Here is a 16,311-nt window from a genome sequence, read left to right on the forward strand (position 1 = left end):
ACGGAGAAGTCTCTACTCGACCTACTCACTACTCACTACTCACTACTCACTACTCACTACTCACTACTCACTACTCACTACTCACTACTCACTACTCACATTCTGTCATGCTGAGCCTGTCGAAGCACACATACTCCTAAAATCTCCATCAAATTAAGTACCTTTGCATCCACAAAAAATAATTTACAGAAAAGATCATGAACAAGACATTCGACGTACTTATAGAAATCCCCAAAGGCAGCCGTAACAAATATGAATACGACTTCAAACTAAAGAAAATCCGCTTTGATAGAATGCTTTTCAGCAGTATGATGTATCCCGCAGATTACGGTTTTATACCAGAAACCCTAGCATTGGACGGCGATCCATTAGACGTATTGGTTTTGGGAGGCGAACCTACTTTTCCCATGTGTGTAATGGAGGTAAAACCCATAGGCGTTTTCCATATGGCCGATGAAAAAGGTCCGGATGAAAAAGTAATCTGTGTGCCAATTTCAGACCCAATTTGGAGCAGCTTGAATGACCTTTCAGACATGAACCCACACTTGGTGCGTGAAATAGAACATTTCTTCCAAGTATATAAAGATCTTGAAAAGAAAAAAGTTGATGTTGAAGGTTGGGGTGATGCGAAGGAAGCTATCGAGATATACAACCAATGTGTTAAGCGCTACAAAGAAACACCTGATGTTCAGGGACATTTTAGTATTTAATAATAGACGTAAGACCAAAGGACGTAGGACATAGGGCTGATGCGGAACAAATTCTTTAGTCTTACGTCCTATGTCTTATCGTCCTAAGTCTTTTCCTCCTATGTCATTTTCCTGTTTCGTATCCCAAACCATTTCCCTATTTTTGCAATCGCAAATTTGAAAACCAACCTTAATCTAAAATTTATGGAATCAATGATGATTTACGCGCCAATTGTTATGGCGATAGTAGGCTTAATCTTTATGGCCGTTAAACGTTCTTGGGTATTGAAACAAAATCCAGGCGATGGTAAAATGAAAGAAATAAGCGACCACATTTATGAAGGTGCTTTGGCCTTTCTAAATGCTGAATACAGGTTACTTGCTGTTTTTGTTGTTATCGTTAGTATCGCATTGGCAGTAGTGTCTTTCGTTGTTCCAACAACACATATATTAATAGTAATTGCATTTATTTTCGGAGCGTTTTTCTCTGCTTTGGCAGGAAATATGGGGATGAAAATCGCTACAAAAACAAACGTTCGTACTACGCAAGCAGCTCGCACAAGCTTACCAGACGCTCTAAAAATATCTTTTGGTGGCGGTACTGTAATGGGCTTAGGTGTTGCAGGTCTTGCAGTTTTGGGTCTTACGTTGTTCTTTATCATCTTCTTCCACGTTTTTATGAACGGTGTTTGGGAGCCAACAACTATTGATGGTATTACCAGAACTCCACAGGAATTAATGACTATCGTGCTAGAAACATTGGCTGGATTTAGCTTAGGTGCAGAATCTATCGCACTTTTTGCACGTGTAGGTGGTGGTATTTACACAAAAGCAGCAGATGTTGGAGCAGATTTAGTAGGTAAAGTAGAGGCTGGTATTCCAGAAGATGATCCACGTAACCCAGCTACTATTGCTGATAACGTTGGTGATAATGTAGGTGATGTTGCTGGTATGGGTGCCGATTTATTTGGTAGTTATGTTGCAACAGTATTAGCAGCGATGGTTTTAGGTAACTATGTTATAAAAGATATGGGCGGCGCCATTACAGATGCTTTTGGCGGTATTGGTCCAATTTTATTGCCAATGGCAATTGCAGGTACAGGTATCATTATTTCCATTATTGGTACTATGCTAGTGAAGATAAAAAATAACGATGCGAAAGAATCGCAAGTTATGGGTGCTTTGAATATCGGTAACTGGGTATCAATAGTATTAGTAGCTATTTCCTGTTTTGTACTTGTAAAATGGATGCTTCCAGAAACAATGAATATGAGTTTCTTCGGCGAAGGGCTTCAAGAAATTTCTTCAATGAGAGTGTTTTATGCCACATTGGTTGGTTTAGTTGTTGGTGCTACAATTTCATCGGTAACTGAATACTACACTGGTTTGGGTAAAAAACCAATTTTAAAAATAGTACAACAATCATCAACGGGTGCTGGAACTAACATTATTGCAGGTTTGGCTACCGGGATGATTTCTACTTTCCCTTCAGTTTTACTTTTTGCAGGTGCTATTTGGGCATCTTATGCTTTTGCCGGCTTTTATGGTGTTGCCCTTGCAGCTTCTGCAATGATGGCTACAACAGCGATGCAACTTGCAATTGATGCTTTCGGACCTATTAGCGATAACGCGGGTGGGATTGCCGAAATGAGCGAGCAAGAACCTATCGTTCGTGAGCGTACCGATATTTTAGACTCTGTTGGGAATACAACTGCTGCTACTGGTAAAGGTTTTGCCATTGCTTCTGCTGCATTAACTTCATTAGCGCTTTTTGCTGCTTATGTAACTTTTACAGGGATTGATGGAATTAACATTTTTAAAGCTCCTGTTTTAGCAATGCTTTTTGTGGGTGGTATGATTCCAGTTGTATTTTCTGCCTTGGCGATGAATGCCGTGGGTAAAGCTGCAATGCAAATGGTAAACGAAGTGCGTAGACAGTTCCGTGAAATTCCTGGAATTATGGAAGGTACTGGCAAACCAGAATACGATAAATGTGTGGCTATTTCAACTAAAGCTTCTTTAAGAGAAATGTTATTGCCAGGAATTATGACTATTGGTTTTCCACTTGTTATTGCTTTCGTGCCAATGATTTTTGGAATGAATAATATGGCAATCGCCGAAATGCTTGGAGGTTATATGGCCGGAGTTACCGTAAGTGGTGTGCTTTGGGCTATTTTCCAAAACAACGCTGGTGGTGCTTGGGATAACGCTAAAAAATCTTTTGAAGCTGGTGTATTGATTAATGGTGAAATGACCTACAAAGGTTCTGATGCGCATAAAGCAGCCGTAACTGGCGATACTGTGGGTGATCCTTTCAAAGATACTTCAGGGCCATCTATGAACATTTTGATTAAACTTACTTGTTTGATCGGTCTTGTTATCGCCCCTATTCTTGGCGGTCACACAAGTGCTGTAACGGCTGCGGAAACTTCTTCGGAAGAAGTTTACTTTATTGATGCCAACGGAAATAAAACTATTTTGACTGAAAAGCAAGTTCAATATATTGAAACAGGAACCACCATTGAAGAAGGTGAAAATCTAAAGGACAAAACGGAAACAACTGTTGAAATGTTGAAAAATGACAACAACGATCAAGTAACTGCGAACGTAACTATTATAAAAACAGTTGATGGCGTTGAAACTACAGAGACCAAAACCTTCAAGGGCACAGAAGAAGAAGTTCGTGCACAATTGAAAGATGTTGAGGGTATGAAAATTAAAATAAAGGATAAAGAATAGTTTTTCTCTAAACCTATTAAATTAAAACCCTGCCTCTCGGTAGGGTTTTTTTATTTTGAAATTTCACTATCTTGGTTTGCTATGAAATTGTTTAAAAAAGACCCAATTCAAATTATCACTTTCCGAAGCTACGGAACGTCAACCCATCTGTATGTTAAAGGGCGCGCACTAGAAGACGAAAATATAGACCTTTCAAAAAAAGGATTTTTCAATCTGTTGTGGAATACATACAAACGTTTTGATACAGATTTAATAAAAAACTCGCCGCTAATTTTAACGCTTCCGGATGGTAGAAATATAAAAACCGAAACTGACGATCAAGGCTATTTTTTAATCGATGAGGCAATAGATAATATACTTCCACTAATTGATGAAAACGGATGGTTGAAATATGAAATTTCCTTTGCTGAAAAGTTTTCACAAAGAACAATCCAAGAAAATAATAAATTTAGTGGCGAAGTAATGATTACTTCCGAAACTGCAAAATTTGGAGTAATTAGCGATGTGGATGATACCATTATGCACACGGGACTAACTTCCCGTTTCAAGTGGCAAGTTCTAAAAAATACTGTTTTTAAACGTGCCGAAAAAAGAATTCCTTTGGAAGGTGCCGCAGCTTTTTATATGAAGCTGAAGAATGGAAAATCGGGCAACGATTGCAACCCCATTTTTTATGTGAGTCACGGCCCGTGGAATCTATATTTATATTTAGAATTTTTTCTTAGGAAGAACAATTTCCCGAAAGGCCCAATGCTATTGCGTGATTTTGTGAATCCATTCGCCAAAAAATACAAACCCGAAAAACCGCAAAAACAAAAGGAGATTATAAATATTTTGAAAACCTACCCTAAGCTGCCTTTTATTTTAATAGGCGACAGCGGCGAACACGATCCTGATATTTATATTGAAATTGCCGAAGCACATCCAGAAAGAATCCTTGCAATTTATATGCGGAGCGTAAATCACAAAATAAAAATGCTTCGTGTAAAAGGTCTCTTCAAAAATTATGAAACCGTCCCCGTGTTATTGGTAGAAGACAGCGAAGCTGCATTGGCGCACGCTCAAGAAATGGGTTTTATTTAATAGCGTTCTTAAAATATTCGTAAGTGGCAAGTTGCGACTGAACCTCTTTATTCGAATTTTTCACATATTCATTCTTCTGTTCTGAATCAATAATTCGGGCTTTTACGTTGTCTTCCAATTCTATGTTTACAATATCTCGAATGGTCTTTTTGTGGTCTTTATCTAAAATAGGTGCAACAACCTCTATTCGGTGTGTTAAATTGCGCGTCATCCAGTCGGCAGAGCCTATATAAATCTTTTCATCGCCATCGTTTCCAAATATATAAATCCGTCCGTGTTCAAGAAATCGATCCACAATACTGGTGATGTAAATATTTTCGCTCTGTCCTTCAATTCCAGGAATCAAGGAACACATTCCTCTAATTAGCAACCGAACTTTAACTCCGGCGTTACTGGCTTTATAAAGTTCCTTAATCATTTTTTCATCCTGCAGGCTGTTCATCTTTAAAATAATCAATCCCTTTTTACCTTCATTTGCAAGTTCTATTTCTTTTTCCACTAAAGCTGTAAACCGCTCACGGGTGGTAAATGGAGAAACTAAAAGTTCTTTAGCTTTTGGAACAATCATATCTCGCTCCAAGACCATAAATACTTTTTTGAGGTCTTTAGTAATTTTTTTATGGGCGGTCATCAACCCGAAATCTGTGTAAAGGGTAGCTGTATTTTCATTGAAGTTTCCCGTGGCAATGTAAGCGTATCGTTTTGGTTTGCCGTCAACTTCTCTTTCAATATAAAGTATTTTAGAGTGTACTTTAATATCCGGATAACTGTAAATAACTCGCGCCCCATTTTTTCTGAAAATTGCACCCCATTTTAAATTGTTGTGTTCATCAAAACGCGCTTTAACTTCAATAAAAACAGTAACTTCTTTTCCGTTTTTTGCAGCCAGTGCGATGGCATCGTTTAAATCAGATTCATCTGCAGCACGATAAATAGTAATCTTTATGGTTTTTACCTTTGGATCATTTGCCGCTTCCTGCATCAATTTAATAACAGGTTCAAAACTTTGATACGGGTAATGCAGTAGTTGATCTTTTTTGTTGACTACATCAAAAATTGAATCACAATTTGCCAAAACTGGATGGGGGAGTGGAGGTAGTTCTTTATTATCTAATTGCTTATCCGTAGGGTTCGGAAATCGCATAAAATCCTTAAAGTTGTGATACCGTCCGCCCAAAACCACATCGGTATGATTTACGTCTAACGCCTTCTTGAGGATTTCACGAAAATCTTGTGGCATGGCTGGGTCTATTAAAATACGTGTGGCCTGCCCCGTGTCGCGTTTAGGAAGTGCAGCTTTTATTTTTTCCATCAAATTACCAGAAAATTCGTCTTCAATATAAAGATCTGCATCACGGGAAATTTTAACGGAATGAAAGATGGTATTTCTGTTTTCTGAAAATTCCGTTTGCAGACCGAATTTCAGAATATCATCAATAAAAGTGACGTGAAAATTTTTTTCATCTTCTGAAGGGAATAAGAAAAATCGTGGTTCGGTATCGGGTATTTCCACCATGAAGAATTCATCTTCTCCCGTTTGCGCCGCCAAATAAAGTCTTTCGTTTTTAACAAAAACTGAATGGTCTTCTGTGCAAGGATTGCAGCTTATTTCAGTTATTTGTTTTAGGCTTTCTTTATAATACTTGGTCGCGATTTTCTTTTGTTCTTCCGAAAAATCCTCGTGGCGTATTAAGTGTATTCCTTCCAAAGCCAATTGTGGAATTATCTCTTTGTTGAAAATTCTCCCGAACTCGTTTTGCTGAATATCCACCTTTTCCTTAATCTCTTTTAAAACCTTGTTTGGCTTAGTGATTAGTTTTTTACGAAGTGGTTTTTCAATGTTTTTAATTTGCCGAATATCTGAAACGCGAACACGGAAGAACTCGTCAAGATTGGAGGAAAAAATTGCCAAAAACTTGATTCGCTCATAAAGAGGATTGCGTTCATCTGCCGCTTCCTGAAGCACACGATGGTTAAAACGTAGCCAGGAAAGATCGCGGTGATAAAATGTATTGTTATATAGTGATGCCATAGAGTTATGGCAAAATAATGGTTTTAAAAGAAAGAAACTGTAAGGGAAACGTTAAGGTTTGTGTGTAACTGAAGGGAGTTTGGATTAAAACAAGCCGTGCAGTTCAGCATCAATTTTATTGATTACCTGTCCCAAATGCTCGGGATCGTCCACAAAGTTAATATTATCCACGTCAAAAATTATTAGGTTGCCTTTATCATACCCGTGGATCCAAGCTTCATATCTTTCATTTAAACGACTTAGATATTCTATGCTGATGGAGTTTTCATAATCACGGCCGCGCTTGTGTATTTGGTTTACCAAATTCGGGATGCTGCTTCGTAAATAAATAAGCAAATCTGGTCCTTCGGTAACACTTTCCATCAAATCAAAAAGAGAGCGATAGTTTTCAAAATCGCGGTTGGTCATTAAACCCATGGCGTGGAGGTTTGGCGCAAAAATATAAGCGTCTTCGTAAATGGTTCTGTCTTGGATTACATTTTTCCCTTTTTCGCGAATTTCAAGAATTTGGCGGAAACGGCTGTTCAAAAAGTAGATTTGTAGGTTGAAGGACCATCGCTCCATCTGATTGTAAAAATCATCCAAATAAGGGTTATCTTCCACATCTTCATAATGGGCCTGCCATTTGTAATGTTTTGCTAATAAACGGGTAAGGGTGGTTTTTCCGGAACCTATGTTTCCTGCAATTGCAACGTGCATAGTTATTCTTTAGTTGGGATGGTTAGTTTAAATGTGTGCAAATTTTCGCCGTCATAAATATACAGGAAATCATTGGTAAGCTGCAAGTCTTTAATTGTTATTTCGGGCAATTGCAGCTTCACGGTTTCATGCGAAATGGCATCATTCCGCTTGGCGAAATCAGGAATATAATATAATGAATTTTCCTTTAAAGCGACTAAATTCTCATTCTGTTGAATTATTTTTTCATATCCTTCGGAAGGTGCTTCATTCAAAATACTTCCGTAAATATTAAAAGCACGAAGTTTCTTTTCGGTCAAAGTGAAACAATAATTAAAATTACTTGCTTGTGAAAGCAATTTCCCCGGAAATGGTTGCGATACCACGGTCTGTAGTTTAGATCCGTAATTATACATTTCCAGTTGCTGGGTATCAACATTAAAAAGCCACAAGCTGTTGCTTCCAGCGTTGGTGGCGGTGCTCACGTTTAAAAACTGTGGCAGATTATTGAAATTGAGTCTTTCAATTTCATTGAGCTTATTGTCGAGCATTACAACAGTATTCGTGTCCTGAAAAAAAGCAACCACTTTTAGTGGATTTATAATGTCTAAAGAAGTAATCCGCCCCAATTGCAGATCATTAAAAAGAAAATTACCGTCAGGCCCCTGTTTGTTAATTACCCTATCTTTTATAAAATAACTGTTTTTGTAATTGTCTATACCTATAAACCTATCTGCAATAAACGGAACCTCGCTCAAGGGAGCAAGACTTTGCGCAATGCCTGGTTGACACAGAAGCAGAAAAAGAAAGAAAAGCTGTTTCATCTTTATAAGATATTTGAGAAATAGGAAGATGGAATGCCCGAATATACATCCATCGTTTGGTATTTAAAATCTGTTAATGGCATTTCATAAAGGTGGCAAGTTACAAAATGAAGGTTTTAGTTGAACGAAAAATAATGTAACAGATTGTAAATTGGTTCGTCTTAGTGTTAACATTCAATTGTTTGTTCAAACAAATTAAACTATTTTTAAACGTTTTAGTCAAAGTATTTTAACTTTGATAATCATTATCAATAAAATTATATGAAAAGATATACTTTAATTTTTATCCTACTTTTTTCTTTAGGAATCAATGCCCAAAACATTAGTGGACAAGCCTTTTACGAATCCAAAACTACAGTAGATATGGATGCATTTGGAGGTGGAAACCGAGAAATGACCGAAGAGATGAAAAAGATGATTGCCGAGCGAATGAAAAGTATGCTCGAAAAAACATACATTCTCACCTTCAACAAAGATGAATCTATTTATAAAGAACAGGAAAAGCTGGATGCAGGTCCAATAAACCCCGGTTTTAAAATGATGATGAGCAGCTATACACCCGGAGCCCAATATAAAAATCTGAAAACAGGACAAATTGTTGAAGAGAATGAATTCTTCGGAAAACAATTTTTGGTGACAGATTCCATCCAAACCTTAGACTGGCAAACAACAAATGAATCTAAGCAAATTGGACAATACATCGCTTTTAAAGCCACTGCTATAAAAAAGGTAAATCCTAACGATTACAGTATGGCGCGCCCAAAACGTGATAGAAAAGGAAAAGATGAAAAAGAAAATGCAGCAGCTAAAAAAGATACAACCCAACCCCAAGACCCAATGGATATGATTGAAATTCCAAAGGAAATTGAGGTTACAGCGTGGTTTACACCACAAATTCCAGTCAATAATGGCCCCGGCGAATTTGCTGGTCTTCCGGGACTTATTTTGGAATTAAATTTTTACAGAACCACACTTTTGTGTTCCAAAATAGTAATGAACCCAAAGGAATCTGAAAAAATTGAACCTCCAAAAAAAGGAAAAGAAGTTACCCGAGCCGAATACGTAAAAATTGTAAAAGAAAAAACAGACGAGATTCGCGAGAATTTTAGAGGTGGTGGCAATGGTCGCCGTGGCGGTGGATTTTAATAAAGTATAGGTCTCGACTGCGCTCGACCAGACAAGTTATTATTACTTCGAGCACAGTCGAGAAGTTTTTTTTGCTTCAACTAAATATGAAAAAATTTCTAATTTTATTCCTTTTTTTTACTACAGTCTCCCTTTCCGCGCAAAGCATTAAGGTAAAAGGAACCATTAAAGACAGCATTGGCAACCTGCTGGAATTTGCTAATGTTATTGCCAGTATCAAAGCTACGGGTAAAACGGAATCTTACGGCATTACCAACTACCAAGGTCGCTATCAGCTTGATCTTCCCAAAGGAAATAATTACGTTTTAAGGGCAAGTTTTTTAGGGTATGAAACCAAAGAGCAAACGGTAAACGTTTCCACCGATGCCGAAAATATTGATTTGGATTTCATCCTCAAACCTCAGGAAAACCAGTTGGATGATGTGGAAATCGTTTACGAAATGCCCGTCACCGTAAAAGGCGATACAATTGTTTACAATGCAGATAGCTTTACAAATGGGGATGAACGCAAACTTGGCGACGTGATGAAAAAACTGCCAGGCGTTGAAGTAAATGAAGACGGCGAAATACAGGTTGAAGGAAAAACCGTTACCAAAGTAATGGTGGAAGGAAAAGATTTCTTTGATGGTGATAGCAAACTCGCCACCAAAAACATCCCTGCCGATGCTGTGGACAAAGTAGAAGTGTTGCGAAATTATAATGAAGTAGACCAAATGCGCGGCCTTGGAAACGACCGCGATAATGTGGCAATAAACATACGGCTAAAAGAAGGAAAGAAAAATTTCTGGTTTGGAGAAGTTACTGCCGGCGCGGGCTTAGCAGATGAATATGGTGGAGAAAATGGTCGTTATTTGGTACATCCTAAACTATTTTACTACAGTCCAAAATACAGCATCAACATAATAACAGATTTCAACAATATTGGGGAAGTTCCTTTTACGTTTCGGGATTACTTCAACTTTACGGGGGGATTTAAGAATTTCAACAAAGGTGGTGGAACTAATTTTAGAATTAGCGATAGCGACCTCGGCTTTGCTGTTTCGCAGAATGATCGCGCAAAAAGTATTGACGCAAAATTTATTGCAGGAAATTTTAGTTATGCCGTAAATGACAAGCTGGATGTTAGTGGCTTCGGAATATTGAGCGACAACAAAACAAACATTGTTAATAACAGTATTCGTCAATATATTTTGACTGGAATTACAGAAAATACAAATACAGAAAACGATCAGCGCAACCAATTGGCAATGTTGAAACTGAGCAGCACTTATAAGCCGAATGCAAACTTTCAGTTGGATTATGATGCGCTCATTAAAACTTCGAAGCAAACTGAGGATGATGCCACTATTTCGATAGTGGACGGCAACCAAAACAACATTTCTGAAGTAAAAGAGAACAAACCGTTCTCCATCAATCAAACTGCAAATGCGTATTACACGTTAAATGACAAGAATATTTTTGCCGCAGAAGTTCAGCATTTATATCAAAACGAAGATCCTTTTTATCAGGCTGTACAAGATTCTATTCCGTTCCGTGGCGTTTTTACGGTTATAGATCGGCAGCATCCTTTAAATAGCGATTTCGATACTTTTGATCCTTTGGTACAATCGGACCGTTACAATGTCAATCAAAATAAAACCGTAAAAAGTAATAAATTGGATGGAAAGGTTGATTATTACTATATTTTGAATAATGTTAGCAATCTTAATTTCACCGTTGGAACTACTTATAGCAATCAAAAATTTAACTCTAGTATTTTTCAGATTTTGGATAATGGCAACCAAAATAATTTCAACGAGGATGATTTCAACAACGATGTAAGCTATACCTTCACAGATGCCTTTTTCGGACTTCACTATAAATTGAAAACTGGAAAATTTATCTTCACTCCGGGTGTTACGCTTCATAATTACAGTTTGAAAAACGAACAGTTGGGAACAACTTCAACACAAAATGATTGGATGGTTCTGCCAGATATAAATGTGGTTTTAGAATTGAAGAAAAGTGAAAACCTGCGTTTCAACTACGCAATTACTTCAGAATATAGCGATGTGAATAATTATGCCCAAGCCTATGTTTTCAATAATTATAACCGACTTTTTCGAGGTAACCGGGAGTTGGAAAACTCGCTTTCGCACAGTTATAATTTAACGTATTTCAGTTTCAATCTTTTCAATTATACAAATATTGGCGGAAATTTGAGTTACACGCGAAGAATTGACGCTATCAAAACAAATACTGAATTGGTGGGCATAAACCAAGTGAGCAGCCCAATAAATTTTGATAGCAATTTTCCAGATGAAACTTTTTCGGCAGTGGGAAGATTCAGCAAAACCATAAAAAAAGTTCAGTTTAAGCTGGATGCGGCTGTGTTTTTGAGTAAAACAAACAATACTATAAATAATGAAATACAGGAAAGCCAAAGTCTTACACAAAACTACAATGCCAGTGTTTTGAGTAACTTTAAGGATTTCCCAAATTTTGAAGTGGGTTATCGTTTTATGAAGAACGATTATGACAACGGAGGTGCCACCCAGATATTTTTCACAAACCGTCCGTATGCAAATGTGAATATTCGGTTTTTAAAAGATTTCAATCTTTTTACAGAATGGGATTATTACAAATACACGAACGACGCAAAAACTATTGAAAACAGTTATTCTTTTTTCAACGCAAATTTATACTATAAACACGGAGAAAGTCCGTGGGAATTTTCGATACAAGCCACAAATATTCTCGATACCGAATCTATAAATAATGACAGTTTCAACGATCAATTTAATACAACTTCGCAGTATTTTGTACTGCCACGAATTGTGATGTTCGTTATAAAATATGATTTGTAGAAATTAAATTTCAGTTAAACTGAATATTGCAATTGCCAACTGCCGCCCAAATTTTATATCTTTCCCCTAAAACTTCCAGCTATGCGAAACATCTTCCTCGGAATTGTAATTTCTTTTGTCATCGTATTTGGTCTGCGTTATTGTGAAAATCGAAAAGATAATCGCGAACAGCTAGAAGCAAATACAGCGCTTATTCAAAAGGAATTAAAAAATGTTGGCAAACTGATTGTTACTGAAGGAAGCTATGCGCAGGTTTTAACCTATAAAAATAACAAGGAAGTATTTTTTGGCTTAGTTCCTTCCGAAAAGAAGGCTATAATTATTGTAAATGCAAAAGCAAATATTGCTTATGATTTAAGCAAAATAACTACAATTGTGGATGAAGCTACCAAAACAGTAACAATAACAAATATTCCGGAGCCGGAACTTTCCATCAATCCAAATATTGAATATTATAATATTCAACAACAAACTTTTAATCAATTTAACGCGGGAGATTACAATAAAATAAAAAAGGATGTTGAAAAATCGCTCCGCAAAAAAATTGAAGCTTCAGAATTACGAACCAATGCTGAAAACAGACTTATTTCTGAACTTCAGAAAATCTATATTTTGACCAATTCAATGGGCTGGACCTTGAAATACAATAACGAACCTGTTACAGAGGAAAAGGATCTTCAGAAACTGAAGTTATAGCATATATTCCTCAGCATGACCATTCTCTACGAGCCAAAGATTTAAGTCAATTCCGTCAATAATAATGTTGGCCAAATAACGCCCGTATTTTTCCTGTTTATCTTTATAGGAATTAATAGTCACTTCTTTGTCCAAAATCATAGCACGCACAATGTCGCGGACCACCAAACCTCGTTCTCTTTCCTCTCCGCGAAGCTCGGGTGTGTCAATTCCATAAAGTCGAAATTTCATTTGCTGAAAATGGTAAAACCCCAAATCAACCATTGCGGTAACAGTATCACCGTCGTAAACGTCAATAATTTTTGCTTTGTATTGATACATAATTTCAGTTTTTTGATTAGCACATGTAAAGCTACAAAAAACTGAAATTCAAGCAATTAAAAAAATAAAAATAGTTTTTACTTTCCTTAAAAAGAGGAAGCAAAATATGTTTTTTAAAGTTTCTGGCTTAAACTGAACCAACCTCCGCCGTTCATTGCTTCTATGCCGTTGCTTTTTAAAATCCCCGCGGCACTCGCACTTCGCATTCCGCTGGCGCAGCAAGTTATTACAGGTTTGTTCCATTTTTTTATTTCGTTCATTTTCGAAGAAATACTAGGCAACGGAATGTTTTTGGAACCCGGAATTGCTCCTCCGTCATATTCGCCTTTACTTCGCACATCAACGATAATAGCGCCTCGGCTTTTAAAATCTTCAATTTTCTTTGATTTGTTTCCGAATAAAAAATCTAATACTCCCATTTAATATGAATTTTTCCTCGCCTTGTCACACTGAGCTTGTCGAAGTGTTAATTAATAATTTTTTTGTTTTATTTTTAATAGTTCTAATCCACCATCAATTAAATGCGACACTTTTGGTTTTTGTTGCTTTAAATGTAAAAGATGTTTCAAGACTTTTTTCGAAAAATCTGAGTCTGTCTTAGAAGTCAATTCATGAATTTCTAACGGAAGCAGCCAATCTGTTGAATGATTTTCTTTTAAAGTTTCAAAAATTTCCTCAAGCTTTGTCGTATCTATTTCTTCAGAATTACGAATTTCCCGAACTTCTTTATAAAGTAGATTTAATTCTTTTTCATTTTGCGAAAGTTGTGGACGGATTGTTTCGCTTGAAGAAGTGTGCGTTACTAAATCAAATGAATTGTAATCTGCGGCACCTGCAAAAGCTGAAACAATTTCCTTGCCCACGGCCATATCAAAATCGCCCATTTCTGGGGAAAATAATACTTCATCTTTATATTTTACTGTACAATCTGTAAATTGAATTAGCATCAGTTCACCCCGAAGATTTCGTATACCAGTAACGTTCAAACCTTGCACAGTTATTCCGCTTTCAAACTCAAAAGCAATTTGTTTTCCATCATAAAAATTATACGCTTGCAAATCTCTCGGGCCCATATTTTCAATAGATAAATTTATGCCTTTCAATTTCCCCAAAGGCGAACGAAACCCTTTTTTATGCCTACTTATTCCGTGACCGATTACTTCTTTTTCCCGGTAAGAAAGTGCAGTTTCGCCTTCGGTTTCAAAATAAACCACTTCGTTATCGTCATTTTTGATCATTCGCGAAAAATGTCCGCTTATTTGAAGTCCGGTGCTAATTTCAATAGTGCCGAGCTGTTTTGATTTTATAAGTTTTTTCAGTCCGCGCCAACCGCCTTTCCGGACGGCCATGGTATTTGCAAATTCTTCCAAAACTTCTTGTAAATACGCAAAATCTGGCGTTACATAAAGTTGTGGTTGTGGTTTTGTAATATCGAAATCTTGATAAGCCGCTTCAATGGAATAAGGGATTTTCTTCACTTCATCCTTCATGCACCAAACACTTTCGCCAATGGAAGAAAGCAATCCTGCGCCATAAATCTTTGGGTTTTTAACCGTGCCAACCATTCCGTATTCCACCGTCCACCAATGTAAATTTCGAATCAAAGAAATCTCGGAAGGTTTCACTTTTTTGTTTTGAAGTTCTTCCACTCGTGCTTCAGCAGAATTTATTAATTCCTGTGAAATCCCTTCGGCTTCTTTCAAAATGGAAAGTTCGCGAACGGCTTCATACATATCAATATCGTGGGCGCTAGAAATTGCTTTTGCACCCACCTCGCCAAAACGGCGCAAATACTCTGCATAATCTGGACTTGCAATAATTGGAGCGTGGCCTGCACCTTCGTGAATAATATCGGGCGCTGGCGTGTACTCTATATTTTCAAGTTGGCGAATATCGCTGGCAATTACAAGCACTTTATAGGCCTGAAATTCCATAAACGCATTGGGCGGAATAAAGCCATCAACTGCAACCGCAGCCCAGCCAATTTCCTTTAAAATACGGTTCATCCCGTACATTGAAGGAATTTCATCAATGGAAATACCGGTTTTTTTAAGACCGCCCAAGTAACTTTCGTGTGCAACCTTTGCCAGATAATCCACATTTTTTCGCATCACATAGCGCCAAACCGCTTGATTTACGGGCGTATATTGCTCATAATTCTGTGGCTTGATGTACTGTTTTAAATGTGGTGGTAACCGGTCCAACAATTCGTTGGTTTCAATATTGCTTTCCATAATTCAAAAGTACTGAGTTTTGTTTTATTGAGGAATAGATGGAGAAATAGATATATAATTAATTTCAATTTAATTATATTTGTACTACAATAAAAAACCCACCTGCTCCTGCAGATGGGTCTAAATTAAATACTAACCGTTCAGTTCACGAAGGATTAGGTAAATTAGAAACAAAATTAAATACAACGTATCCATAGAGTCCAATTTTATGAAACGTTAATATTAGAACCGAGATAGTCGCATATCTCGGTTTCTTTTTTAATAACGGATAACTTCATTACCGTTGAAGACAAATTTACTGCTATATTGGTGATTGTTAAAACAAACTTGTCAACATGTAAATTTTTATCCATATCCTATGCTATTGTTGCGTTTTGGGATTAATTGTATAAAAAAACTAGTGAGATTAATGTTGATAATTATTAACTTACGGTAAATGAAAACAATTTCCAGAAAACAAGAAATAATCACGGTAGCTTCAAGTCTTTTTAATGAAAAGGGATACAAAGCTGTTTCTATGCGCGATATAGCAAAGGCAATAGATATAAAGGCTGCGAGTCTTTACAATCACATAAAAAGCAAGCAGGAAATACTTTCTGAAATCATTTTGAAAGTCGCTGAGGAATTTACAACTGGAATGGAAAATGTTGTTTCTGAAAACATTTCAGCTATAAAAAAAGTTGAAAAAGTTATCGAACTTCATATAGATATTACGGTAAATCATTCACAAGCACTTGCAGCCCTAAACAATGATTGGATGCATTTGGAGGAGAAAGATTTAATTGCTTTCGTAAAAATGCGGGAAGATTACGAAGAGAATTTTCGAAAAATTATAAAACAAGGAATGGATACAGGCGAAATAAAATCCTATCATCCCGAAGTGATACTGTTTTCAATACTTTCCACATTGCGAACTTTATATTTGTGGTATCAAAAACGCGGAAAAGTGGATGTAAATATTTTGAAAAAAGATATGGTTTCGGTATTGATAAAGGGTATTGTGTGAGGGGCAGTTTATCACAA

General features: G+C 36.9%; 13 protein-coding genes. 7 read left to right on the forward strand and 6 right to left on the reverse strand.

What is annotated here, in order from left to right:
- Positions 1-197 precede the first annotated feature (197 nt).
- The 3 genes from AEQU1_RS07675 (at position 198) to AEQU1_RS07685 (ending at position 4,511) form a co-directional block, all read left to right on the forward strand.
- Positions 198-710, forward strand: a complete 513-nt coding sequence (locus tag AEQU1_RS07675; RefSeq protein WP_111880136.1) for an inorganic diphosphatase — start codon at positions 198-200, stop codon at positions 708-710.
- Between the two features lie 183 nt (positions 711-893).
- Complete coding sequence (locus AEQU1_RS07680; protein WP_111880138.1) at positions 894-3,428, forward strand: sodium-translocating pyrophosphatase; 2,535 nt, start codon at positions 894-896, stop codon at positions 3,426-3,428.
- Positions 3,429-3,509: 81 nt separating this feature from the next.
- The gene (locus tag AEQU1_RS07685; RefSeq protein WP_111880140.1) at positions 3,510-4,511 is read left to right on the forward strand and encodes an App1 family protein; all 1,002 of its coding nucleotides are present in this window, start codon (positions 3,510-3,512) and stop codon (positions 4,509-4,511) included.
- On the opposite strand, the gene ppk1 is transcribed toward AEQU1_RS07685, so the two are convergent.
- The 3 genes from ppk1 to AEQU1_RS07700 all read right to left on the reverse strand — a co-directional run bounded on the left by ppk1 (position 4,504) and on the right by AEQU1_RS07700 (position 8,045).
- Entirely contained in the window at positions 4,504-6,543 is a 2,040-nt protein-coding gene (gene ppk1 / locus AEQU1_RS07690) for a polyphosphate kinase 1 (RefSeq protein ID WP_111880141.1), read from the reverse strand. The two genes, AEQU1_RS07685 and ppk1, sit on opposite strands and share 8 nt — an antisense overlap.
- Positions 6,544-6,627: 84 nt before the next feature.
- Positions 6,628-7,242: a deoxynucleoside kinase gene (locus AEQU1_RS07695; protein ID WP_111880143.1), complete on the reverse strand. Its 615-nt coding sequence runs from the start codon at positions 7,240-7,242 to the stop codon at positions 6,628-6,630.
- 2 nt (positions 7,243-7,244) lie between these two features.
- On the reverse strand, positions 7,245-8,045 hold the full coding sequence (locus AEQU1_RS07700; RefSeq protein ID WP_111880144.1) for a hypothetical protein: 801 nt from the start codon (positions 8,043-8,045) through the stop codon (positions 7,245-7,247).
- A 261-nt stretch (positions 8,046-8,306) separates the two neighbouring features.
- On the opposite strand from AEQU1_RS07700, the gene AEQU1_RS07705 reads away from it, so the two are divergent.
- From AEQU1_RS07705 to AEQU1_RS07715, 3 genes are all read left to right on the forward strand, one after another.
- Positions 8,307-9,191, forward strand: coding sequence for a GLPGLI family protein (locus AEQU1_RS07705; RefSeq protein ID WP_111880146.1), 885 nt, complete (start codon positions 8,307-8,309; stop codon positions 9,189-9,191).
- 86 nt (positions 9,192-9,277) lie between these two features.
- Positions 9,278-12,037 carry a TonB-dependent receptor gene (locus AEQU1_RS07710; RefSeq protein ID WP_111880147.1) on the forward strand — a complete coding sequence of 920 codons (2,760 nt, stop codon included), beginning with the start codon at positions 9,278-9,280 and terminating at the stop codon, positions 12,035-12,037.
- A gap of 81 nt (positions 12,038-12,118) precedes the next feature.
- The gene (locus AEQU1_RS07715; RefSeq protein WP_111880149.1) at positions 12,119-12,733 is read left to right on the forward strand and encodes a DUF4230 domain-containing protein; all 615 of its coding nucleotides are present in this window, start codon (positions 12,119-12,121) and stop codon (positions 12,731-12,733) included.
- Here the strand turns inward: AEQU1_RS07715 and AEQU1_RS07720 are convergent.
- The 3 genes from AEQU1_RS07720 to AEQU1_RS07730 form a co-directional block, all read right to left on the reverse strand.
- Positions 12,728-13,054 (reverse strand): thermonuclease family protein, encoded by a 327-nt coding sequence (locus AEQU1_RS07720; RefSeq protein ID WP_111880150.1) that lies wholly within the window; start codon positions 13,052-13,054, stop codon positions 12,728-12,730. The two genes, AEQU1_RS07715 and AEQU1_RS07720, sit on opposite strands and share 6 nt — an antisense overlap.
- A gap of 113 nt (positions 13,055-13,167) precedes the next feature.
- Positions 13,168-13,473, reverse strand: coding sequence for a rhodanese-like domain-containing protein (locus AEQU1_RS07725; RefSeq protein WP_111880152.1), 306 nt, complete (start codon positions 13,471-13,473; stop codon positions 13,168-13,170).
- Between the two features lie 51 nt (positions 13,474-13,524).
- Positions 13,525-15,288, reverse strand: a complete 1,764-nt coding sequence (locus AEQU1_RS07730; protein ID WP_111880153.1) for an aromatic amino acid hydroxylase — start codon at positions 15,286-15,288, stop codon at positions 13,525-13,527.
- Between the two features lie 436 nt (positions 15,289-15,724).
- Here AEQU1_RS07730 and AEQU1_RS07735 point away from each other — a divergent pair, with 436 nt between their 5' ends.
- Positions 15,725-16,294, forward strand: a complete 570-nt coding sequence (locus AEQU1_RS07735; protein ID WP_181566737.1) for a TetR/AcrR family transcriptional regulator — start codon at positions 15,725-15,727, stop codon at positions 16,292-16,294.
- The last annotated feature ends 17 nt before the right edge of the window (positions 16,295-16,311 follow it).

This window comes from Aequorivita sp. CIP111184 (genome assembly GCF_900489465.1).
Taxonomy (GTDB): Bacteria; Bacteroidota; Bacteroidia; order Flavobacteriales; family Flavobacteriaceae; genus Aequorivita.